The organism is Cellulosilyticum sp. ST5 (genome assembly GCF_046529625.1).
Taxonomy (GTDB): Bacteria; Bacillota; Clostridia; order Lachnospirales; family Cellulosilyticaceae; genus Cellulosilyticum; species Cellulosilyticum lentocellum.
This window is the reverse complement of sequence record NZ_CP132338.1, coordinates 4,795,981-4,819,516: the sequence shown is the minus strand read 5'-3', so window position 1 is coordinate 4,819,516 and position 23,536 is coordinate 4,795,981. Positions and strand designations below refer to the sequence as shown.

The following is a 23,536-nucleotide window of genomic DNA, read 5'->3' as shown; positions in this document are numbered from 1 at the left end:
TTGGTAAAACCATTACCTCTAGCCACATGCATTTATTTGTATTTTCATCTACGATTATCATTCATGTCATATTTTAGCACAAAATCTCTTTCAAATAAATTATTAACTTTTTTAAGCTATCTTTTTTTAGCTAAGCTAAGTATATTTTCACCCGAATAATTTGTCAATATATACTGAATTTTTATTTATTCCTTTTCGATCTCAAATAAACGTGCTGTATTTGGTTCTAATGTAATGGTTAACTTTTGGCTAGCTTCCTGCCACTCAAATTGATTGGAAGCATAGCTAGGATAAGTGCATTTTATGCTTACTTTATTATTTACCAATCCTATTAATGGGATTTCTTTTGTTGCTTTATTTCCTTGTCGTCTCCATACGGCTATGTAAAGTTTATGTTCGGTTTTCATTCCTAGGCAGACCCATTCATCTTTAAAATGCGATAAACCTAATGGCCAAAAAGGCGTTGCAATCTTTATATCTTGTCTGATTGTCTTGTAATAATCTAGTGCTTCCTTTACTAAGCTTCCCCTCTCTTTACTCAATCGCGCTAAATGACCACTTTGATGAATACGTAATAGCAATGAATTAACCATATTAAATACAACTTCTTCTTTATCACCTTCCTCTAAAGGATATGACCAGACAGCTGCTTGTTCTGGCGTTACACCTGTTGGTGCATTAGCTGCAATAGTAGCATATTGAAGATAGTTCTCTTGGTCACTAGTGGATTGAATACTATATCGAGCAAGCATCGCATAGTCCATTCTAAGTCCACCACTAGAACAATTCTCAATAATAAGCTCTGGATATTTTTCAAAAATATAATCTAACCAAGCAAGATATGCTCTTTGATGCTCTAGCAAACCATCTCCCACGCTATCAGCTTCATATTCTGTTCCTATTCCTGGCTCAATATTATAATCCATCTTAATATAGCCAATGCCATATTCATTAATAAGCCTATCTATAACCTCTGTGGCATAATTTCTTACTTTTTCATTTCTAAAATCCAATTGATACCGGCTTCGATCGTATACTCTTTTTCCATGCCTTATGAAAAACCAAGTATCATCTAGTTCTTTAAGCTTTGGACAGTTAATTCCCATAACCTCTAACTCTAGCCACGCTCCTGGTATCATCCCTTTTTTTCTAATATAATCTGTTACTTCTTTTAATCCATTAGGAAATCTCTGCTTTGATTCTTGCCACTCGCCTACATTATCCCACCAGTTTCCATCAGCATACCACCCTGCATCAATACAATAGTATTCACAACCTGCCTTCGCTGCTGCATCAATTAATGGGATTTCTTTCTCAGTAGTGGGATCCCCCCATAAAGAATTCATATAATCATTAAATATGATTTTTAGTTCTTCATTATCTTTATTAGGCCTTCTGATCACCCTCCTGTACCTAGTTAATTCTCCCATAGCCTCATCAAAGCCTTTATTAGTTACACCTACTGCTACTGGTACAGAAGTAAATGTATCTCCCATGCCAAGCTCCTTAAACCAATGAGCATTTAATTCATCTGGCCCACAAATATTTAAATAAAAGTGACCATTTTGATCTCCTATTTCCCAATGCCAAGAACCATTATGTTCTATTTGCCAGAATAAGCTACTTCCTACTTCTGTATTTTCTAAATAACCCATAGGCAGATATTTTTTACTAGACCAATTTCCTACGTTAGTGACCTCTAAAGCATTAGAAGATCTCTGATCAATTGTAGGCTGTACTTGCTCTAAGCCTACTTCTGGTAAAGTATAAGTTTGCCAATTCATCTCCCTTTGCCATGAATGATGAGGCACATGGATGCGCATTTTTTCATCTCTTGGCAGTAATCCTTCTTTCTCTATACCTGTATAATTAAATGAAGAGATATACTCTAAAGTTTGAGGATTCTTACCTTTATTAGTAACCTCATTCCAAAAACGAACGATTGAAATCTGATTATAAAATTGCATATGAGTTGTTACATACACCTCTGATGCCTCATCATACGTTGTTATCTCAATTTTTCTCCCTAATTCATTTCTCTCATCCTTAAGGCCATTATATTTCATTCGATAACCTGGTGCGGTCACAATATATTTATTTCCATGTCTTTCATAAGGTTTATCCATGCCTGATAAGTTTAACTCTACAAGATTAAATGCCTCATTATGAATTCGTTCTGATACAATATCCGTTTCATTAAAAGGTACAGCTGAAAAATGTAATAGCTTCACCTGCTCCTCTTTTGTTATTTCTAGGATCATATAAATGCCATTTTCAATAATTTCTATTCGCTTCATCTTTGCCACCTCTCCGACTGCTATTCTGCGATTAAATGAATGAGTTGTCCTTTAAAGTCTCCAAATATACTTTGAATATTAAGCCCTCCATACATTAAAGCATCTCCTGCATAGACTTCTTCACTACCTTCTATACGATAAAATGCCTTTGTATCTAACCCTTTCAAGTAAATCCTTCTACTACGATAATTCGGTCTTGCCATGACTTGAACGAAGGTTACGAGTACTTCTTTCTTATCTTTTGATACAACAGACCAACAATCATACATATGATTTTGACTACAAGAAGCAATGCGGTAATAATCACCTTGTCTCACTAAGTCATTATATTTATGATACATAGCTACTTGCTGTGGAATCATAGCTCTATCTTCTTCTGGAATGCGTGTAACATCTAATTCATAACCAAACGTACCTAATAAAGCTACATAGCCTCTTGTTTCAAAAGGTGTTGTTCTACCAACTGTATGATTAGGACAATCACTTACATGAGCACCTATGGCTGATAAGGGATAAATAAGGGCTGTTCCTTCTTGAATCTTTAACCGTTCAATAGCATCCGTATCATCAGAGCACCAAATCTGTGGACTATAATAAAGCATACCCGGGTCAAATCTCGCACCACCGCCAGAACAGTTTTCTAAAAGTAGCTCTGGAAATTCATCAATTAATCTTTGTTGGAGTTCATAAACACCTAACACATAACGGTGATAAAGTTCTCCTTGCTGATTAGCCTCTAGATAATAGCTTCCTATATTGGTTAGTGGACGATTCATATCCCATTTGACATAGGTAATATTAGCACTGCTTAATACCTTTCTTAAACATTCATAAACATAATCTCTTACTTCTTTTCTGGATAAATCTAATACGTATTGGTTACGACATAAAGTCCCTTCTCTATTTGGCACTGCAATAGCCCAATCTGGATGTGCACGATACAAATCCGAATCTGGTGAAATCATTTCTGGCTCAAACCAAATACCAAAAGCCATACCTAGCTTATTCACTTCATCTACTAGATATTTTAAACCACCTTTAATTTTCTCCTCATTAACTTGCCAATCACCTAAAGCACAATTATCGCTACTTCTAGTGCCAAACCAGCCATCATCCATCACTAGCATTTCTATACCTAATGCTGAAGCTTCTCTAGCAATAGCTAATAATTTATCTGTATCAAAATCAAAATAAGTTGCTTCCCAGTTGTTAATTAAAATCGGTCGCTTTTTGTCCTTATATATACCTCTAATCAAATGATTGCGGTACAAGTCATGAAGTGTTCTACTCATTTTCCCTAGTCCTTCAGCCGAATAGACCATAACAACTTCTGGTGTAGTAAAACTAGCTTGTTCCTCTAATTTCCAACTAAAATCTGTAGGTTCAATTCCCATGACTGCTCTTACTGTGTCAAACTGATTACATTCTACTTGAGCCATAAAATTACCAGAGTATACAAAATGGAAGCCATATACCTCTCCTCTATCCTCTGTAGCATCTGCTGTTAAAAGTGCCATGAATGGATGATCTTGATGACTAGATTCTCCTCTTATAGAAGAAGTACCTTGTTTACCATATCCTACTCTTCGGCGCTGCATATGACGTTCTCTAGCCCAAGAGCCATGTAAGGTAAGTAGTTCAAAGTCTTTATTGTCCATATCAAGACATACGGATAAAGCTTTAGTAAGTGTTATAGTCTCTGTATGCTTATTCGTTATTTTGGTGCTTCTTGTAATAACATCTAAGTTTTCAAAGACAGTATAGCTTAATACAACTTCTAATTGTAGAAGCTTATCTCTACAAATGAGTTCCAAGGTAGTGCATTCGTTATCTTTTCCAAAAGTTGCTGGTAACCCCTCTAGTGCTTTTTTCCCTTTATAAATAGTGTGATCCACATAAGCTAGACTACAAGCACTGTGACCTTTTGAAGTCTTCACACCTAAACAGCTCTCTCTAAAATCTCCAATGCCATGAGTAGAATATTCCATCGGAAAACAATCTAAGAAACTTCCCCTGTCTCTATTATTCTTACTAGGTACATAAGGGCCTTCATTAGTCCTCAATAAGTAACTTAAATGATAATCCTCTATCCTTTTACCATAATAAATGTGACCTATAAAATCCTCTTCATCAACAATACCTATCATATAAGTTGATTGTGGTGTGTCTAATTTAAATGCTCGTTCACTTTCATAATACTTGATTCCCATACCCCATCTCCTTCAAGTTATATTTTATTATTAGCTTATATTGACTTAAGAAACTAAAAACCCTAGTATGCTTACTAGCTGATTTTCAGGTGCTTGCATCACAGTTAAGGTAATTCTATGTTTCTTGTATTCACCATTCATTAAAATAGGATAAGTTTCAGGATAATTTCCCCACCCTTTATCAAAATAAGTATCTAGTATATTGGTAGGTTCATCATCAATGGTAATCATCACCTTTCCTCTAATATCCTCAATCCCTTTAATATAAAGGAGAAAAATATGACTACCTTCTAATTCACATACTAATTCTGCCTCTTTAGCATCCCTCTGCATTTTGTAGCCATCCCCTATAGTTCTAAACTGCTCATCGCTAGCTTCAAAACCTACCTCCTTAATGAATCCTATTTCCTTACAGGATAAAAGCTGTCCCTTTTCATAAGGGGCCTCATTTAAAGGTGTCTGTGGTATCTCATAATGCTTATCTTCTGATACAGGACTAGTCATAGCTTCCTTTAGTAACTTTGTTACCAATTCTGCAACAATCCCATGTCCTCTATCATTAGGATGGACTTCGTCTGTCTCAATATCCTTCCAAGTATATGTACCTTTGTTAATTTCTTTAAAGATTTCTTGTCTATAACTTACTGTGGGTATACCATAATATTTAGCAATAGCTGCTTGTTCTTCCTCTGCACTTGTACCATCTTCTAATGTCATAAAAATCTCAACAATTGCTGTATCTTCCAAGGTAGTTAAAATACGTCTTATTAAGCTTTCATAGGAAAGGTTAGTCTTCTCTTTTGGTGGTACATCATTAGCAGCAAATTCGACAAATATCAAATCTGGTTTATGAACTAATAAATCTTTTTCTACACGATGCACACCTATTAAAGAACCCGTAGCACCTACACCAACATTAATTTTATTAATTTTTGTTTCTGGAAACGTTTCTTGAAACCATTTATAAACCCTTTCTACATAGGCATTTTTAGGTAAACTTGGATTGCAGCCTTGTGTAATAGAGCCTCCTAAAAAGCCAACTGTTATCTCTTCTCCATTTAATGCACGTTGCAACACGCGACTCAATTTTTCTGTAGACACACTACCATCTCCCTCATATCATAAGTTTTACAATGTTCCTTAGGCTTATTAGCTTTTTTTACATATGGTATTACTATTTTTATTATGCGTTACTTGTACCACTTAATATCAAACTATTTTAATTAAAAATAGTTTTTTTTAAACTTAAATTAATTATATATTATCTTGTTAAAATTACAATCCCTTATCTTAACAGAGATAAAAAATGACATCAAAAAAAGCTAAGTTACTATCAAAAAAGACAGTAACTTAGCTTTCTTTTATTTATTATTCTTCTGTAGTACTATTAGAAGTTCCTTCTCCTGCTGTTCCTGAATTATCATGGCTCGGCGTCGGAGTCGCTTCACCTGTTTCCAGCTGTTTAATACGTACATCAATATTAATAGGCTCGCCTACTACTCTTACATCTGCTGGCGGAATAATAGTTAGTGGTAACTGATATTCACCTGTTCCATATCCTGTCAGATCTAAAGAGAATTTAATATCCTCTTTGGTATATCCTAGTAATTTATTAGGTAAAGCACTTAATACTACTTGAATATTCGGTGTTAAAATCTCATAAGTTAAATTCTCACCTAAACCAATTACTGTTAAATCCATTTCATTCGTCTGTATTGGATATTCTAAGCTTTCTTCTTCCATTACTTCTAGGCTCACATTGACTTTATTATCAATCAAGGTCATAACCCCATCAGGCAATTTCATAGCCACTTGAATAAGATCTGTTTTTTCTACTTTACTTAAATCAATAGGTTCTAGTTCTATTTCTTTGATACCTGCTAAAAGTTCAGACTTACCAATGAGTTTTACCTTTTCAGGTGAAACAATTGTGTTAATAAGCACTAAGCCTTCTTTAAGCGTTCCTGTGTAGTTAACCTTAATCGTTACTTCTTTTTCACTACCAATTGGTAATTTTACCTCTGCTGTATCGGTGGATAAGGATAAGGAGGTAATTTCTACACCTTCTGCATCATAAAGCTTAATAGGTAACTGCGCTACTAATTTCTCTTCTGAGAAATCTTTTGCTTCAATGAGTACCTTCGCCTCCGAAACTCTATCAATATCTGATTTAGGTCCTGTAATTGTTACTTTATCAGGCGTAATAACAGGTACACCATCCCCAATTAATGTATACGTATCTGTTAAGTCTTTAGACATCTCATAAGTAACCTTCTGGAGTTTTTGGTCAATCTTGTCTATTAGTACTTTAGTCACCTGCGGCTTTTTATCTGTAACACTGATTGTATAACTATCTAAATTAATTTTAACTGCATAATTAGCATTATCAGATAATGAGGATTCTGTTAAATTCCCCATATAATCTGCTATATTTAAAGTTGCTGTAATGAGCTTTGGATTTTTAACTAATTTATCAATTTCTAAACGTGGTCCCGTTACAACTACTTTAAAATTCTGATTTCTTATTTCGTCTTCATTTTTGAGTTTATAACCGCTAGATTCTAATTCGTCTAGACCAGTAATAACCACATTCACCCCCGCAATCTCTTGAGGCTGAATAGGATTCTGTGTATTAATAACAAAGAGCCATAGGATAAAGGCAAGTACTAAGGATGTTATTTTCCATGGAAGGTTGTCTGTAAATAATTTATTCATTTTTACTCTTTCCTTTCCATATTACCTTTTTTCTTTCTGATCGTTTCTTCTTTCTAGTAGAAAGAAGAATCTTCTTAATGAGTTCTGCATCTAGTCCTCTTTTTATTTTCCCATTTCTCACACAAGATATAATGCCATTTTCTTCAGACACAACAATAACAAGTGCATCTGTCCCCTCAGAAATACCAATAGCCGCTCTATGTCTTGTGCCTAAATCCTTGCTAATCTCCATACTATCTGAAAGAGGCAAGAAACAAGTAGCTGCAGATACTCTATTATTTTTAATAATAACTGCTCCATCATGTAAGGGCGTATTTTTTTCAAAAATATTAATGAGTAATTGACTAGAAATAAGGCCATCTATCCTGATTCCTGTTCTTTCCACATCACCAAGTCTAGTCTCTTGTTCAAGTACAATTAATGCTCCTGTTTTATATTTAGACATGTGCAGTGAAGCCTTTGCAATTGCTTCAATAGCTTCGTCTGTTAATCCATCCTCAGCCTGATCCGAGGTATTAATTAAGGATTCAAACAATTTTCCTCTACCAATCTGTTCTAAAGCCCTTCTAAGTTCCGGTTGAAATACAACTAAAATAGCAAAAGTACCTACTGTAATGGCATTAGAAACTACCCACCACAATGTATGTAGTTGGAAAAGATATGCCACACTAGCTACAACCAAGACAATCATTACACCCTTAAATAGCGCCCAAGTTCTCGTGTCTTTGATCCATGCTAGCACAATGTAAATAAGATATGCTACAACGAGTATATCAATAATATCTCTCATACCAATATTAGGAAATCCTAGATAGGGTATCTTATCAAGCGCCTCTTTTATTACATCCACCGAACAAAACTCCTTTATGTGTATTTTCTATCCTATTATATCATGTTTTACTGACTACGTGTATTTAATTTTCGACTACTCTACATAATTATTATGAATAATGAATCCTTTTCTAAAATTAAAGAAAGGCACAAGCCTGTTACTAATAATATGCTTGTACCTTCCCCATTATATACCTTTATCTTCATTATAAGATTCCATTATTCTGCTATTAAAATCCTTTGGCCCTTTATTATTAGTATAAACATGTTTTACAGTAGTATGCTTAACTTTTACATTTATTTTAGGGACTACTTTAACATAATAGTAATTATCATCATCTTCAAATTGAACAACTTCCGATCTTTGATAATCAAGGGCCACTGAAAAGAACTGGACAACTACTGCCACTATGCCGCTGATTACAGTCCATAAAATAATACTTCCCATCTTCATCCCAATATCATCAAAAAATAGAATGGCTAATCCAAACCCTAATATATTAACTACCATTCCTACTCCAATTGCAATATAAGGTGCATAATCAATAGATTGCTTTCTAATAATATAAACCACTGAAAAAACAATAAAGAATACAACTACTACTGATAGCATCTTTTCATCCATTAGTAAGGCATTAAAATCAGTCTTACTCACGCTAGTAGCTAAATCAACTATTTCACTTTTGTTAAGGGTTGTCGTTTGAATAACGACTGTTAATTCAGGAACCATAAACCATACTATAACACCTATAATCATCATTACGATGCAAATATAACCGCCTAACAGCGCTACTATAATAGGTAAAATCAATGGTACATTAATCGCAAAAGCCATTAATGTTACTAAAGTTAACAAACCTTCCTTGGGAAATAGCCTCATAAACGCCAAATAAAGAATAGTAAGTAGTATAAACATCAATATTGCAAATATAGGATTAGCAGGTAAAATAAAAAGTGTAGTTAACAGAATACTCCCTATCAAAATCCACTGTGCTGATACAAAAGTTCCAATAAGCGCTAAAAACATCACAGCTATTACCCCGCTTAAGGCCCCTGTATAATTAGTGGCTGTTATTAGCATATGTATGGCACTAAAAATGAGTATAAACTTCATAAAAGGCAAAATGATATACTCATACTTCTTAAATTCACTGATAATATTTTGTCTCATACTTAATAGTGCTTCGTTAGATTTCATGCTCTTCCCCCTCGTCACTCTTTTGCTCCTGCTCATAGGTATCTAGCTGTTTTAGTAACTTTCTATAATTCTTAAATCTTTGCTTCGCTGCCTGGTACTCTCTTCCATAAATAGCAGTTGAAATAGAAGTATAAATAATAAGTGCTGTAATCCAAGGTAAGAAGTAGGGTTTAAAATACACGTCTATAAGCTCCCATAGGGATTTTGGGAAAATAACCCCCTCATTTAAGATATTTAACGCACCCATTCCCACAAAAAAAAGTGTTATAATAGTAATTCCTAGTCTTGTTTTAAAGTTATTAATATATATATAATCCTCAATAAAGTAATTTAGCCTAGCTTGATCTTTCTTCATATGATTTTTTTCATATAAAGCTAGTTTTGTCATAAGAATAATCTTCTTTTGGTCAGTCAAATTATCTCATCCCCCTACCTGCACTTATTTATAGCCATCTACTGTATAGTTTCCTGCTGCATTCCAAAAAATCCATTCTTCTAGACCAGCATCATAAGTTCCTTGAATTTGAGCTTTTATTTGCTCTGGACCATAAAGGAGATATGGCTTTAAACTCTTCAGTGTAAAATCCTGTAGCCATGGTCTTATAATGGCTTTTCGCTGACTTCTTTCATTCTCTCTTATTAAGTCCTGTCCCTTTTCCATTGTATTTAATATTATATCATAAGCGTCAAGATGAGGATAGGCTATTCCAAATGTCCCCTCTGCATAGTGTGAAGGATAGACCATTGGACAAATATAATCTAAATACTGGCTCATAGCCGCAAAGTCTTGACCCACAATACTAGCATCCAGCTGGCTTAAAATAACAGCGCCAAATACATCTGCAGATACATACACCCCTTTTTGCTGCAAATGCTGACAAGCATACTTTGTAAATGCAGTAATAATGTCTGCTTTTGAAGTGGTCTCATCTAATACGACCGTAGTAGGCTTCATAGACTCATGAAAGCGGACATAGTCGAACTGTATTTCTTTAAAGCCTAGCTCAACAGCTTCATCACATATCTCTAAAAGATAATCCCAATTTGCTTTATTGTAAGGATCTAACCATGTATCACCTGCACTTGTTTCATAAATCTGGCCTGATAAGCTCTTAATAGCACGTTCTGGCTCCTTCTTAGCCACCACATTATCTTTGAAAGCCACTACTCTAGCTATAGGATAAATGCCTTCCTCGTAGAGCCTTGTCATCATACGACTGACATCCTTCATCGGTGGCTTAGCTAGTACAACACCTTTTTCTATTAGTACTTCATTATCTGTTGCAAAAGTCAGATAACCATTATCATTTTTAACGTCAATAATAAAACTATTAATCCCTGTTTCTCTTGCCATACTAATGTAATTCTCATAATCCATTACTTTACTTGGTGGAATATAAATACCCTTTACTTTTTTAGGTGCTTTATACAAGTCATATTTAACGCCAGTAGTAGGTAGATAAACATCTTTTTGAGGGCCTTTAGCTTCTTGTTCTAAAAAAGGAAAAAAGGTAATAAGATCTTGCCCAAATTCGTCGTTTATACATATGCCAATAAATACCACACAAATAAGACTACATACAAAAAGTAGTCTTTTTCTCGCCCTTGACTTTTTCTTCTTATAAAAATAATAACTATTAACTGGCCTTAGTTTGTACTTTTTCATTTGTCAGCACCCCTGTACACACTCTTTTTAATTATATCACATCTTTTACTTAAATGCCTTTATTCAATATACCCTAATATACTCTATCATAATTGTTAATTTTTTGAAAAATATGCATTTTATTAAGTATTGCCTGTTATTAATATATTATACAAACCCTCACCCTTTCCCCTCGAATATACAACTATTTACCCACTAACATAAATAAGACTTGCAAATAATCTATTTGCAAGTCCTATTTTCATTTTATTTATTCACTAATTGGTTTCATAGTTGGGAATAATAATACATCTCTAATAGATGCTGAGTTAGTAAGGAGCATCACAAGTCTATCCACACCAACTCCAAGGCCACCTGTTGGTGGTAAGCCGTATTCTAAAGCTGTTAAGAAGTCTTCATCAATTTCACAAGCTTCATCATCGCCAGCTGCTCTAAGCTCTTCTTGACGTTTGAAACGACCTCTTTGGTCGATTGGATCATTAAGCTCAGAGAATGCATTAGCATGTTCACGCCCAACGATGAAAAGTTCAAATCTTTCTGTGTACTCTGGGTCTAATGGTTTACGTTTAGAAAGAGGAGAAATTTCTACTGGATGTTCTGTTAAGAAGGTTGGCTGAATAAGGTGTTCTTCAACAAATTCCTCAAAGAATAAGTTAAGGATATCACCTTTCATATGATGTTCTTCAAAAGCAACATGTTTTTCTTTAGCAATAGCTCTAGCTTCTTCAAGATCTTTAATTGCTCTAAAGTCTACTCCTGTATATTGTTTAACAGCATCTACCATAGAAATTCTAGCAAATGGTTTGTCAAGGTCGATTGTTACGCCATCATACTCAATAACTGCTGTTCCATTGACTTCTTTGCATACGTGTCTAATCATTTCTTCTGTAATATCCATCATATCATTGTAATCAGCAAAAGCTTGATATAATTCCATAATTGTAAACTCTGGATTATGTCTGATTGACATACCCTCGTTACGGAATACCCTACCGATTTCATAAACGCGATCAAAACCACCTACGATTAAGCGTTTTAACTTAAGTTCTGGTGCAATTCTCATGTACATATCAATATCTAAGGCATTGTGGTGTGTCACAAATGGACGTGCAGCTGCTCCACCTGCAATTGAGTGAAGTACAGGTGTTTCCACTTCGATAAAGTCTTTGTTATCTAAGAAGTTTCTCATTGAACGAATGATAGCACTACGTTTTAAGAAAGTATCTTTAACTTCAGGATTCACAATAAGGTCTACGTAACGTTGACGATATCTCATCTCTGTATCTTTAAGACCATGATATTTTTCAGGCAATATTTGTAAACTCTTAGATAAAAGTGTTACAGATTTTGCACGTACAGAAATCTCACCTTTTTGTGTTCTAAAGATATAGCCCTCAATACCTACGATATCACCAATATCATATTTCTTGAAATCTGCATAATCTTCATCGCCTAATTCATCTTTTCTAACATAAGACTGAATACGTCCTTCTTGATCTTGAATGGTAATGAAAGATGCTTTACCCATATCACGTTTAGCCATAATACGACCAGCTACTGATAAATGAGTTTTCTCTGACATCTCATGTTCTTCTAAGGTACTTTCGATGCTTTCAAAGTGTGCTTTAGCACTTTCACTATGTGCTGTTACATCAAACTTAGTAATTTTGAAAGGATCTTTCCCTTTTTCTTGAAGACCTGCAAGTTTGTCATATCTTACTTTAATTAATTCGCTAACGTTTTCTTGTACTTGTTCTTGTACTTGATTTTGATCAGACACTACTGATTCCTCCTCGTTTGTAATGCTTAGTTTGTAATACCTAAAATTTCATATTTATCAACACCCTCAGATGTTTCAACTTCTACAATATCTCCTACTCTACGGTTCATAAGTGCAGCACCTACTGGAGATTCATTTGAAATTCTACCATTGACAGGATCTGCTTCTGTTGAACCTACAATAAGGTAATCTACTTCTTCTTCAAAAGTATGATCATAAAGTCTTACTGTATAACCAGGTTTTACAATCTCTACTGCACCTTCTTCTGCTTCAATAACAACAGCATTTTTAAGCATTGTTTCAAGTTCAACAATTCTTACTTCAATTTCTGCTTGTTCTTCTTTAGCAGCATCATATTCAGCATTTTCAGAAAGGTCGCCTTGTGCTCTTGCTTCTTTTAATTTTTCAGCCACATCATTACGGCGTGTTGTTTTTAAGTTTTCAAGTTCTGCCTCTAACTTTTTAATCCCCTCATATGTGAGTAATACTGATTTGCTTGACATATTTTTACTCCCTTTCTTATACCTCTAATTATTTTATATATTTTAGTAACGCTTATGTCTATCTCTATGTTTTTTACATTTTATAATTTAACAATTATACCTTACACACCTTGTATTGTCAACTTAATCACCTTTGGCTAGCGTAGGTATATGTTCATATTATACTGCCCAATTTATGAGACCACATTCATGCTTATTCATGGCTTTCTAATCGCTTTAAACAAGCCTCTAAAAGCCTTTCTATATCAGCATAAGTTTCTATAGCAGTCAAGGTTCTACGTAGGTCTGCTGCACCATGTACTCCTCTTACATAAGAGGTTAGATGAGACCTCATTTCTCTCATACCTACATACTCACCTTTGTATGCTTCTAATAACTTAGCATGCTTTAAAATAACAGGTACACGTTCTTCAAAGGTAGGCTCTGGCAAAAGTTCGCCTGTTTCTAAATAATGAACTGTTCTTTTGAAGATCCAAGGGTTACCTTGAGCTGCTCTAGCAATAAGTACTGCATCACAACCGGTATAATCTAACATGCGTTTAGCATCTTGCGGTGTTCTAATATCACCATTTCCTATAAGTGGAATATGGATATGCTGCTTTACTTCCTTAATAATATCCCAGTCAGCGCTGCCACTATAAAATTGCTCTCTCGTTCTGCCATGAAGAGCAATGGCACTAGCCCCTGCTTCTTCAATAATCTTTGCCACTTCTACTGCATTAACCATTTCATCATTAAAGCCTTTTCTAATCTTAACAGTAAGCGGCTTCGTTAGTGCCTTAGCTACAGCATAAACAATCTCTCCGATAAGCTCCGGATTTTTTAGTAGCGCCGACCCTTCACCATTTTTAGTAATTTTAGGTGCTGGGCACCCCATATTAATATCTATGAAATCCACATCACTTTGTTCCACTTGTTTTGCCATTTCACTTAATATTTTAGGGTCACTACCAAAAAGCTGTGCGCCTATGGGATGTTCTTTTGGATCTATATATAAAAGATCATTGGTTTTACCATTTTCATAAAGTAACCCCTTGGCACTGACCATTTCTGTGGTCATCATTCCCACACCAAATTCTTTACAAATCAATCTAAAGGGCAAGTCTGTAATGCCTGCCATAGGTGCAAGAAACACATTATTGGGTGTTTCTACTGTACCAAACTTCATTTTTTAATCATCCTATCTATTTTTTTCATATATGAGTGCAAGACCTTTAAGCGTCAGGATACCATCATATTTTTCGATGACACTTGTACCATCTTGAATAATTTTAGCAAGGCCTCCTGTAGCAATTACTTTTAAGTCATCACATTGCATTTCTTCTTTAACCTTTTTAACAATGTATTCAATTTGCCCAATATAACCATAAACTAAACCAGATTGCATACTGGTAGTGGTGTTTTTACAATCTAAGATACCTTTAGTTTTCTTAATTTCCATATGTGGCAGTTGTGCCGCTCTTTGCCAAAGGGCATCAGCACAAATACGAATACCAGGAGTAATAAGTCCTCCTATAAATTCACCTTTTGCATTAACAATATCATAGGTAGTAGAAGTTCCAAAGTCTATTGCCATACAAGGCCCCCCATAAAGTTCATAGGTAGCTACACAATTGACAATACGGTCTGCTCCTACTTCTCTTGGATTATCCGTTCTAACAGCTAGTCCTGTTTTAAGCCCCGGACCTACAATAAGAGGTTTCTGACGTAAATATCTTTTGATGCCATTATTAAAGGAATACATAATATCAGGTACAACTGAGGATATAATGACAGCTGTAATATCTTGGATTTTAATTTCCTTTTGTCTTAACATCTCAACCATCATAATACCATATTCATCTGACGTACGTGGAGTTTGAGTCGTTAATCGAAAGCTGGAAATTAATTCTAGTCCCTTCATAACCCCCATAACAATGTTGGTATTTCCTATGTCTATCGCTAATAACATAAATGTTTTCTCTCCTTGCTACTCAAATTAAAACTCCCTAAGCTTTCAAAAAGGGTGCTGCAAATCCCCTTTGCAACACCGCTTTTTATCTTATAAATAAGCTTTTACTTTATCTAAAATAACATGACCTAACTGAAGCTTCGACATTTGCTCATAAGCAGTAACCGCTCCGCTACTTTCAATAATGGTAGCAATATTAGTATCCCCTTTAAAGCCAGCGCCATCCTCAGCTATATTGTTAGCCACAATAAAGTCTAGGTGCTTTTTAGTGATTTTTTCCTTTGCATATTCTAGCACATTTTGTGTCTCTGCCGCAAATCCAACTAATACCTGATGGGTTTTCTTCTCACCTAAACTTTGAAGAATGTCTGGATTAGGTACTAATTCTAAGGTTAAATGACTATTATCTTTCTTAATCTTATGCTCACTTATAGCCTTCGGTCTATAATCTGCTACAGCCGCTGTTTTGATAACCACATCAGCCCATTCAAAATGCTGATGAACAGCTTCATACATATCTCTAGCACTTTTTACATTAACGCGTTCCACTCCTTCAGGACACTCTAGCTGAGTAACACCAGAAACCAGAATGACTTTGGCACCTCTACTTACTGCATCCTTAGCAATAGCATATCCCATTTTTCCTGAAGAATGATTGGTAATATAACGCATTGGATCAATAGCTTCAATAGTAGGCCCTGCTGTTATTAAAACGTGCTTGTCCTTTAAATCCTGCTCTGCTTCTGACCCAAGATCACTTCTATTTTCTAATAGCTCTGTTACGTAGTCTACTAGTACCTCTGGTGCTGGTAATTTACCTGCACCTAAATCACCACAAGCCAGCCAGCCTTTATCAGGTTCTATAAACAAATAACCTTTTTCTTTTAAATACGCTATATTTTCCTGTACAATAGGATTTTCATACATGGCTGTATTCATAGCTGGGGCAAAAACTACGGGGCATCTAGCAGCCATAACCGTAGTTGAAAGCATATCATCTGCAATACCATGAGCTACTTTACCAATAATATTAGCTGTAGCTGGGGCAATAAGCATTAATTCTGCTTTTTTAGCTAATGCAATATGCTCTACTTCCCATTTATGAGGCCTAGCAAATGTATCCGTTACCACATAATTATTGGTAATCGTTTCAAAGGATAAAGGTGCCACAAATTCACAGGCATTTTGAGTCATGATTGTATTCATTTCATATCCTAGTTTTCTAAGCTTGCTAGCTACATCTAACATTTTATAACAAGCAATACCACCTGTTACACCTAATAAAATATGTTTTTTCATATGTCACCTAACCTCTACCTTGCTAAAATACGCTGCGTTTTAAAAACCTTACTTAATACCTTACCTATTGCACTTACTAAAACAGCTGCTACAATGGCTTCTGGTACGCCATTAGTAAGTACAACGCCCATAATCACCTTGAAAACAAATCCAATACCTTGTGCTGTATTACTTGCATAAGGTTCAGCTTGTCCAAAAAATAAATAAATAAAACTCATAACAAATATGGTATTTGTAAGTGAACCCACAATACCTGCTCCTATATAAGCTGACCATTTCGTTTTGTCAAACTTGCTCATGAACTGATAAGTGTAATAAGATGTAATCCCAACTAGTACCCTAGGTACAAGAGCTACCACTAAACTCCATACATTTCCTTTAGTGGTTCCTAAAGTATAAAAAGGTGAAAATACAAACGAAGTAACGCCAGGCTCAATAGTATTCATCACAACAGATAAAATACCAAATACCAATCCTAATATACTTCCTTCTATAGGTCCTAAGAAAATGGCTCCTATGATAACAGGGATATGTAGGATCGTTGCCTTCATAAAGGGTAAGGGTATAAAACCAATATGTGCAAAAGTTAGCACCAGTTCAATGGCTATAAGCACTCCCAAAAACGTTAGACTCCTAGTATTTCTTTTAATATTCATTTTTTCCTCCTTGCTGTCGCTCTTTAATAAGATGCAACGCTTATTTTTAACAGCATACATTATAGCATAATAGTTTATATTAGTATAGGCAATTTACTCCTTAGTCTTCCAAAAGCATTATAACGAATTCCTTAAAAGCTTCCCCATATTTTTCCACTATAGTACTAATAATCTCTTCTTTACTTTTATTTTCACTTTGAAGTACTACCACATCTCTTACAATAGCGCCATTAGGTGTATGATAAACCACATACCACATCTTAACAGCCTTTAAAAGTTCTACTTCTTCTTTTTGGAACTTCTTAATTCTAAGTTCTGCTCCAATCTCATCATAAAAACTTAAGTCCTCATAACGTTGTTCCATAAACACTTCGCCATCTTCATAAAAGCCTAGGGAAATAATAGCATTTGTTTTCTCTGCAATAACACCTAGTTTAGCTCGTAATGTTTCCTTAATATCCTTTGGTAAATCTTCATATAAATCGTTGATATAGTACTTTTGTACATAAGGTGATACTGATATTAAAATATGTTTTTCCATAGTTCATTCCTTTTCCTCTCTAAATATAACCATATAATCCTCTTACTGAAACTTCACCTGAGTGTATTAATTTTTCTTCACCAGTTTCAGTTTTAACGATTAAATTACCATCTATGGTAAGCTCCTTCGCCTCTGCTGTAAAACTCTCATTTCCACTTATTATTTTCACCGTCTTGCCAAGTGTTATACAATGAGCTTCATAACGGCTTAAAATAGCTGTTAAATGAGGATCCACTTTATAATGCTTATAATCTTTTTCAAAGCGTTCTAAAAATGCTTTAATAAGACTTGCTCTTTCATAATCCTGCTTTCCCTCTAATGCTAAAGAAGTAGCAAATGGCAGTTCTTCAGGAAATGCTTTGTGATTCACATTAACCCCTATTCCTAATACAATATAGTTAATACGCTCCATTTCAGCACTCATCTCTGTTAAAATGCCACATACCTTTTTCCCATTTACTACAATATCATTTGGCCACTTAATAGTAGCATCTAAACCTGTAACCTCTCTGATAGCTTCGCACATACAAAGTCCTGCTACTAAGGTTAATTGACTTGCATATTGAGGTAAAATCTCTGGTTTTAAAATAAGGCTCATCCATATCCCTGTACCTGCTGGAGAGTTCCAATTTCTTCCTAAACGCCCCTTCCCCGCAGATTGTTGATCAGCAATCACCAAAGTCCCTTCACTTGCCCCTTCTCTTGCTAAAGCTTTCGCCTTTTCATTGGTAGAATCAACTACCTCATAATACTTAATCACTTGTCCTAAAGTATAGCCACAAAGCATAGGTGCTAACTCTGCTGGTGTAATCACATTTGGTTTTTCTACTAATTTATATCCTTTTTTAGTACTTGATTCTATAATATAGCCTTCTCCCTGAAGCTTTTTAATAGCTTTCCATACAGCTGCTCTCGTTACACCTAGGCTTTGACTCATTTCTTCTCCTGATATATATGCTTCTTGCTTTTTTAATAAGGCAAGTACTTTATCTTTCATTATTACTCCTCCATCCCTTGGAACCTCACATATGATATATTTATATAACACTTTAAGTCATATAGCAATAGGATAAGTATTTTAGTTCTCCCTTAGTGAGCAAAAGGCTGCTACACCTAAAGTGTAACAGCCCCATTACTTTTTATAAATTATTTTCAGTTTCATCTGCTTTAGCTAAGCTTACTGATTCTGTATTTTCTTTTTGCTGCATAGCTTGTTTATCAGCTTCTAGTTCTTCTTCTGTTTCGAAGAAATTGATATCATCTACTTTATCAATATCAACACTTTCGCCTCTCATAAGCTTTCTAAACTCTCTACCTGTGATTTTTTCTTTCTTAATCAGCACTTCAGATGCACTATGAAGTACTTCCATATTTTCTTTTAATAAAGCAACAGCTTTATCATGACACTCACGAACGATTTCACTAATTTGTTTATCGATCTCTGTTGCTAAAGCATCACTGTAATTACGTTGATGATTATAGTCTCTACCTAAGAATGGCTCTTCTTGTTCATCTCCAAATTTAATTGGCCCTAAAGAACTCATACCATATTTAGTAACCATATCTCTTGCAATATTAGTTGCTCTTTCGATATCGTTAGAAGCACCTGTTGTAATATCACCAATAACGATTTCTTCTGCTGCACGACCACCAAGTAAGCTAATAATTTCTTGAAGCATTCTTGTTTTAGTCATATGTCTATGATCTTCTTTTGGTACTGGCATTGTATAACCTGCTGCAAAACCAGTTGGGATAATAGAAACACTGTGTACTTGCTCAATTTTATCTAAAATTTCATGTAAGATAGCATGCCCAATCTCATGGTAAGCAGTGATACGTTTATCTTCATCAGTAATAACGTAGCTTTTCTTTTCTGTACCAATACCGATTTTAACGAAAGCTTTTTGAACCTCTTCCATATCAATAGCACGTTTATTGTGACGTGCAGTAAGTAAGGCTGCTTCATTCATTAAGTTCGCAAGATCTGCTCCTGTAAAGCCTGAAGTAATCTTAGCGATCGTTTCAATATCAACATCTTCATTTAATGGTTTACCTTTTGCATGGATTTTAATAATATCTTTACGTCCTTTAACATCAGGTCTACCTACTACAATTTGTCTGTCAAAACGACCTGGTCTAAGAAGAGCTGGGTCAAGAATGTCTGCACGGTTTGTAGCAGCCATTACAATAACACCTTCATTAGCACCGAAACCATCCATTTCAACAAGTAATTGATTAAGTGTTTGTTCTCTTTCATCATGTCCGCCGCCAAGACCAGCGCCACGCTTACGTCCTACAGCATCAATTTCATCAATAAATACGATACAAGGTGCATTCTTCTTTGCTTGTTCGAAAAGGTCACGTACACGAGAAGCACCTACACCTACGAACATTTCAACGAAGTCTGAACCTGAAATACTAAAGAATGGTACGCCAGCTTCACCAGCTACTGCTTTAGCAAGTAAGGTTTTACCTGTTCCTGGAGGTCCTACTAAAAGGACACCTTTAGGAATCTTAGCACCTACTTGGATATAGCGATTTTGATTTTTAAGAAAGTCAACAATTTCTGCAACCTCTTCTTTTTCTTCTTCAAGACCTGCTACATTTTTAAAGGTAATATTTCCTTTTTCGTCGATGGTCATCTTGGCTTTGCTCTTACCAAAGTTCATGATACGGCCACCGCCGCCTCCACCACCTTGCATTTGTTGTACAAAGAAAATCATAATGAATATAAACATACCGATAATCAGTACAATCTGCATGATTGGGAAGAATAAGCTTGTTTGTGGTTCACTACTTGTAAACTTAAATGAGCTTCTAAGCTCTGGAGATAAGTTATAAATATAGTTACTAAATGCTTCTTGAGCAACACTAATGGTTGATTTATTACCGTCTTTATCTGTAATGATAAATTTACCATCATCACCACTTGAGATAATTTGCTCTATAGATTTGATTTCTTTATTTTCTATTGCTGTCATTACATCAAGCGCACTCATTTTAGGAGATGTATCACTTAAATCTCTACTAGTGCCATAGAATACAAACAAAGTCAGAACAACAACTAAAATAAGGTACACATAAGTTCCTTTGAATTTCTTTTTCATAATTAAATCCTCCTTTCTGACTCTTGGGGTTACCCTTTATTTACTGCAATATAAGGTAGATTTCTATAATATTGCTTATAATCTAAACCATAGCCAATCACAAATTCATTGCCTACCTTGAAGCCTTCATACTCTACTTCAACGTCTGTTACACGTTCTTCTTCTTTATTAAGTAAGGTACAAAGCTTAATACTTGCAGGCTTTCTTTCTCCTAACATTTTTTTCACATAAGCTAGCGTTCTACCTGAATCAATAATATCTTCTACTATAAGTACATGTTTATCCGTAATTGGCTCATCTAAATCCTTAACGATTTTTACAATACCACTACTTTTATACTCATCACCATAGCTAGATACTACCATAAACTCCATTTTGAGTGGTACTGTAATATGTTTAACAAGGTCAGTCATAAACATGACCCCACCTTTTAAGATACACAAAACAATAATCTCTTTCCCCTCATAATCATGACTGATTTCAGCTCCTAACTCAGCGATGCGAGCTTGCAATCTTTCTTCTGATATGAGCGTTTCTAAATTAAGCATGCCTTTACCTCTCATTCATCATTTGTATTTCTAAGACTTTAGTGGTTTCTTGGGTAACATAATAGTCCGTATTTAAACGGCTCCCTATAACCCATATAATTTCATCTCCATCTGCAATAAGAGGTAAGCTATCTCTTACATCCTTAGAGATTTTTTCATCGATAAAAAGTTTTTTTAGCTTTTTCGTCCCAGCACCTAAGGAAATGTAATCTTCAGGCTGTCTTGTACGAATTTGCAATCCATTTTTTATTCTACCATAATCAATATATTTAGTATATAAGTTTTCACTTTTTTGATGAATTGCCTCTTTAGAAACAAGTTTTAAGCTAAGGACTAAGCCTGCTTCTTTAATCTCTTGTGTACCTAGACTTAGCGGTATAGCGTAAGACAATGAACTTAGCTTTTCCTTAGTAAGAATAAGCTGATCATAGATTTTACGTAAAGTAACTTGCTTGGGCAAGTGAACTTCTTTTCCACTTTGTCCTTCCATTAAAGCTAAAGCGCTTTCTAAGTGCTTAGAACTAAAATCCTTTAAACTGCCTGTAAGCTTTTCTATTGCCATAAAAAAAAGTCTTTTTTGCATATACGGATGATAGCTTTTAAGTAATTTCTCATCTAGCACAATAGCTGTTTCCTGCTGACTGGCCACTAACTCAAATAAACTTTTTGTATAACCTTCTAAAAAATCTTCTTCCTCTCTATAGAGCTGACTATGTTCACCTAATACTTTTATAAAAGAAGGATTAATCGCACTTTCTATATAAGGTGTACATTCTAACCGAATCTTATTACGGGTATAAATGGGCATAAAATTGGTTTCATCATGTCTGAAAGGTACCTGATGTACCTTGCAGTAGGATTCTATCTCCTTCCGTGTCACATCTAATAAAGGCCTAATGATTTGCCCTCTTTTAGGTAAAATACCACCTAGTCCTTTAATATCTGTTCCTCTAAAAAATCTCATCATCATCGTTTCAGCTTGATCATTCATGTTATGAGCTGTTACTATTTTAGCACCCGGATTTAATAAAGATATAAAGAAATTGTATCTTTCTTCTCTTCCAATCTCTTCCTCTGAGCATTTTTTTTGCTTTGCTAGCGCTTTAATATTGCAATTATGTCTATAAAAAGGAATATAATAGGCCTTACAAGTTTCTTCTACTAGGGCCGCATCTAAATCCGCACTCTCTCTAATACCATGATGGACATGAGCCACTTTTAAACTTACCTGATATGCTTCCTTATAAGTGTAGAAATAGTGAAGGAGCATCATAGAGTCCATGCCTCCTGATACACCTAAAATAAGCTCGTTTCCTTGTTCGATTAACTGATTTTTCTCGATGAACCTTTTTATCTTTCTATGAATTTGCTCTGCCATCCTACGCTCCTTATATAGTATAGCCATATTTTAGGTTTTGATAAATTTTCACATTCAAATCAATGAATCTTATCTATCTTACTCACGCTATCTCATATTTATTCTACTATAAATCAAAAACAGCTTACTTTTCAATAGTTTAAAAGCTAGGAATATATTTTAAAAAGTAAAAACATTACACATATGAAGCAAAAAGAAATGGATAGATAGAGAAAGGCATCAATCATCTTGGCTCTCTTTTGCCGTTTCAATGCTAATTCATGCTTTCTAGCAGCTTCTAATTTTAGATTTTCTAGATAGGGATCATAGGGCATTTCTGTTTTTTTAGAGGCTTGGTTAAATGAAATAGGCGATTTCTTAAGCTGGTTTTCAACTAAATGCTCTGCATATTGAAATAAATTATTAGGAATCGGAGTGGTTTTACTTTCTTTTAAAACAAAAACAGCTTTTTCAAACCAATCACTTTGCTGTCCATCTATGGTAATTTGCTTTTTCATTATTCATCTCCTTAAGTGCTATTCTTATCTTAGAAAATAGCCAAGTTCACAGCAAATTATTCAGATTTTTAAGACTTTTACACCTTTATTCTTGAAAAATGCTCTTGGTTAAATTAATTTTAAAATTTTTTAGGGAATGATTACTTTTACCACATATAATAGAGTGTAAAGACAAAACAAATAACTTCCCACGGCATAATCACCACAGCTTCAATCTGAGGAACTGACCGGGTCAGCCAAGTCTCAATCTATTGTTATAGGTACCTCTGGACTTAAGGAAAATGTTCACTGATGCGCTGCAAGGGAGGCGCCACTTATAAGTTGTTTGAAATGTTTTTATACCTTGCATTACCAAATAA

20 protein-coding genes are annotated in these 23,536 nt (G+C 34.8%); all 20 read right to left on the bottom strand.

The window, feature by feature from the left end; translation table 11 throughout:
* Window positions 1-185 precede the first annotated feature (185 nt).
* Window positions 186-2,297, bottom strand: a complete 2,112-nt coding sequence (locus QTL86_RS22915) for a glycoside hydrolase family 36 protein (RefSeq protein ID WP_127067659.1) — start codon at window positions 2,295-2,297, stop codon at window positions 186-188.
* Window positions 2,298-2,317: 20 nt separating this feature from the next.
* Window positions 2,318-4,507 carry an alpha-galactosidase gene (locus QTL86_RS22910; RefSeq protein WP_127067660.1) on the bottom strand — a complete coding sequence of 730 codons (2,190 nt, stop codon included), beginning with the start codon at window positions 4,505-4,507 and terminating at the stop codon, window positions 2,318-2,320.
* A 45-nt stretch (window positions 4,508-4,552) separates the two neighbouring features.
* Entirely contained in the window at window positions 4,553-5,608 is a 1,056-nt protein-coding gene (locus QTL86_RS22905; RefSeq protein WP_127067661.1) for an SGNH/GDSL hydrolase family protein, read from the bottom strand.
* A gap of 267 nt (window positions 5,609-5,875) precedes the next feature.
* Window positions 5,876-7,222, bottom strand: coding sequence for a YbbR-like domain-containing protein (locus QTL86_RS22900; protein WP_127067662.1), 1,347 nt, complete (start codon window positions 7,220-7,222; stop codon window positions 5,876-5,878).
* Window positions 7,215-8,072 (bottom strand): diadenylate cyclase CdaA, encoded by an 858-nt coding sequence (gene cdaA, locus QTL86_RS22895; RefSeq protein WP_013658337.1) that lies wholly within the window; start codon window positions 8,070-8,072, stop codon window positions 7,215-7,217. Before cdaA ends, QTL86_RS22900 begins: the two co-directional genes overlap by 8 nt.
* Before the next feature lie 168 nt (window positions 8,073-8,240).
* Window positions 8,241-9,251: a hypothetical protein gene (locus QTL86_RS22890; RefSeq protein ID WP_410496123.1), complete on the bottom strand. Its 1,011-nt coding sequence runs from the start codon at window positions 9,249-9,251 to the stop codon at window positions 8,241-8,243.
* Window positions 9,241-9,639: a hypothetical protein gene (locus QTL86_RS22885; RefSeq protein ID WP_127067664.1), complete on the bottom strand. Its 399-nt coding sequence runs from the start codon at window positions 9,637-9,639 to the stop codon at window positions 9,241-9,243. Before QTL86_RS22885 ends, QTL86_RS22890 begins: the two co-directional genes overlap by 11 nt.
* Window positions 9,640-9,690: 51 nt before the next feature.
* Complete coding sequence (locus QTL86_RS22880) at window positions 9,691-10,917, bottom strand: putative glycoside hydrolase (protein WP_127067665.1); 1,227 nt, start codon at window positions 10,915-10,917, stop codon at window positions 9,691-9,693.
* A gap of 250 nt (window positions 10,918-11,167) precedes the next feature.
* Window positions 11,168-12,697 carry a lysine--tRNA ligase gene (gene lysS, locus QTL86_RS22875; protein ID WP_013658341.1) on the bottom strand — a complete coding sequence of 510 codons (1,530 nt, stop codon included), beginning with the start codon at window positions 12,695-12,697 and terminating at the stop codon, window positions 11,168-11,170.
* Between the two features lie 26 nt (window positions 12,698-12,723).
* Window positions 12,724-13,200 carry a transcription elongation factor GreA gene (gene greA / locus QTL86_RS22870; RefSeq protein WP_013658342.1) on the bottom strand — a complete coding sequence of 159 codons (477 nt, stop codon included), beginning with the start codon at window positions 13,198-13,200 and terminating at the stop codon, window positions 12,724-12,726.
* Between the two features lie 193 nt (window positions 13,201-13,393).
* Window positions 13,394-14,368: a tRNA dihydrouridine synthase DusB gene (gene dusB, locus QTL86_RS22865; protein ID WP_127067715.1), complete on the bottom strand. Its 975-nt coding sequence runs from the start codon at window positions 14,366-14,368 to the stop codon at window positions 13,394-13,396.
* Between the two features lie 12 nt (window positions 14,369-14,380).
* Complete coding sequence (locus QTL86_RS22860; RefSeq protein ID WP_013658344.1) at window positions 14,381-15,151, bottom strand: type III pantothenate kinase; 771 nt, start codon at window positions 15,149-15,151, stop codon at window positions 14,381-14,383.
* Between the two features lie 90 nt (window positions 15,152-15,241).
* Entirely contained in the window at window positions 15,242-16,450 is a 1,209-nt protein-coding gene (coaBC, locus tag QTL86_RS22855; protein ID WP_127067716.1) for a bifunctional phosphopantothenoylcysteine decarboxylase/phosphopantothenate--cysteine ligase CoaBC, read from the bottom strand.
* A gap of 14 nt (window positions 16,451-16,464) precedes the next feature.
* Window positions 16,465-17,106 carry an ECF transporter S component gene (locus tag QTL86_RS22850; protein ID WP_013658346.1) on the bottom strand — a complete coding sequence of 214 codons (642 nt, stop codon included), beginning with the start codon at window positions 17,104-17,106 and terminating at the stop codon, window positions 16,465-16,467.
* Between the two features lie 100 nt (window positions 17,107-17,206).
* Entirely contained in the window at window positions 17,207-17,647 is a 441-nt protein-coding gene (locus QTL86_RS22845) for a DUF6145 family protein (RefSeq protein WP_127067717.1), read from the bottom strand.
* Between the two features lie 19 nt (window positions 17,648-17,666).
* A complete protein-coding gene (locus QTL86_RS22840) occupies window positions 17,667-18,644 on the bottom strand; it encodes a biotin--[acetyl-CoA-carboxylase] ligase (protein WP_127067718.1) in 978 nt (325 codons plus the stop codon).
* 142 nt (window positions 18,645-18,786) lie between these two features.
* On the bottom strand, window positions 18,787-20,754 hold the full coding sequence (gene ftsH / locus QTL86_RS22835) for an ATP-dependent zinc metalloprotease FtsH (RefSeq protein WP_127067719.1): 1,968 nt from the start codon (window positions 20,752-20,754) through the stop codon (window positions 18,787-18,789).
* Window positions 20,755-20,783: 29 nt separating this feature from the next.
* On the bottom strand, window positions 20,784-21,302 hold the full coding sequence (gene hpt, locus QTL86_RS22830) for a hypoxanthine phosphoribosyltransferase (RefSeq protein ID WP_127067720.1): 519 nt from the start codon (window positions 21,300-21,302) through the stop codon (window positions 20,784-20,786).
* Between the two features lie 4 nt (window positions 21,303-21,306).
* Window positions 21,307-22,680 carry a tRNA lysidine(34) synthetase TilS gene (gene tilS, locus QTL86_RS22825; protein WP_190283418.1) on the bottom strand — a complete coding sequence of 458 codons (1,374 nt, stop codon included), beginning with the start codon at window positions 22,678-22,680 and terminating at the stop codon, window positions 21,307-21,309.
* Window positions 22,681-22,826: 146 nt separating this feature from the next.
* Window positions 22,827-23,177: a hypothetical protein gene (locus QTL86_RS22820; RefSeq protein ID WP_127067722.1), complete on the bottom strand. Its 351-nt coding sequence runs from the start codon at window positions 23,175-23,177 to the stop codon at window positions 22,827-22,829.
* Window positions 23,178-23,536 lie beyond the last annotated feature (359 nt).

Bases quoted from the DNA above. Each gene is read 5' to 3' on its own strand.
- QTL86_RS22915 (WP_127067659.1), bottom strand. From the start codon at position 2,297: ATGAAGCGAATAGAAATTATTGAAAATGGCATTTATATGATCCTAGAA.
- QTL86_RS22910 (WP_127067660.1), bottom strand. From the start codon at position 4,507: ATGGGAATCAAGTATTATGAAAGTGAACGAGCATTTAAATTAGACACA.
- QTL86_RS22900 (WP_127067662.1), bottom strand. From the start codon at position 7,222: ATGAATAAATTATTTACAGACAACCTTCCATGGAAAATAACATCCTTA.
- QTL86_RS22890 (WP_410496123.1), bottom strand. From the start codon at position 9,251: ATGAAATCTAACGAAGCACTATTAAGTATGAGACAAAATATTATCAGT.
- QTL86_RS22885 (WP_127067664.1), bottom strand. From the start codon at position 9,639: ATGACAAAACTAGCTTTATATGAAAAAAATCATATGAAGAAAGATCAA.
- QTL86_RS22880 (WP_127067665.1), bottom strand. From the start codon at position 10,917: ATGAAAAAGTACAAACTAAGGCCAGTTAATAGTTATTATTTTTATAAG.
- greA (WP_013658342.1), bottom strand. From the start codon at position 13,200: ATGTCAAGCAAATCAGTATTACTCACATATGAGGGGATTAAAAAGTTA.
- dusB (WP_127067715.1), bottom strand. From the start codon at position 14,368: ATGAAGTTTGGTACAGTAGAAACACCCAATAATGTGTTTCTTGCACCT.
- QTL86_RS22860 (WP_013658344.1), bottom strand. From the start codon at position 15,151: ATGTTATTAGCGATAGACATAGGAAATACCAACATTGTTATGGGGGTT.
- coaBC (WP_127067716.1), bottom strand. From the start codon at position 16,450: ATGAAAAAACATATTTTATTAGGTGTAACAGGTGGTATTGCTTGTTAT.
- QTL86_RS22850 (WP_013658346.1), bottom strand. From the start codon at position 17,106: ATGAATATTAAAAGAAATACTAGGAGTCTAACGTTTTTGGGAGTGCTT.
- QTL86_RS22845 (WP_127067717.1), bottom strand. From the start codon at position 17,647: ATGGAAAAACATATTTTAATATCAGTATCACCTTATGTACAAAAGTAC.
- QTL86_RS22840 (WP_127067718.1), bottom strand. From the start codon at position 18,644: ATGAAAGATAAAGTACTTGCCTTATTAAAAAAGCAAGAAGCATATATA.
- ftsH (WP_127067719.1), bottom strand. From the start codon at position 20,754: ATGAAAAAGAAATTCAAAGGAACTTATGTGTACCTTATTTTAGTTGTT.
- hpt (WP_127067720.1), bottom strand. From the start codon at position 21,302: ATGCTTAATTTAGAAACGCTCATATCAGAAGAAAGATTGCAAGCTCGC.
- tilS (WP_190283418.1), bottom strand. From the start codon at position 22,680: ATGGCAGAGCAAATTCATAGAAAGATAAAAAGGTTCATCGAGAAAAAT.
- QTL86_RS22820 (WP_127067722.1), bottom strand. From the start codon at position 23,177: ATGAAAAAGCAAATTACCATAGATGGACAGCAAAGTGATTGGTTTGAA.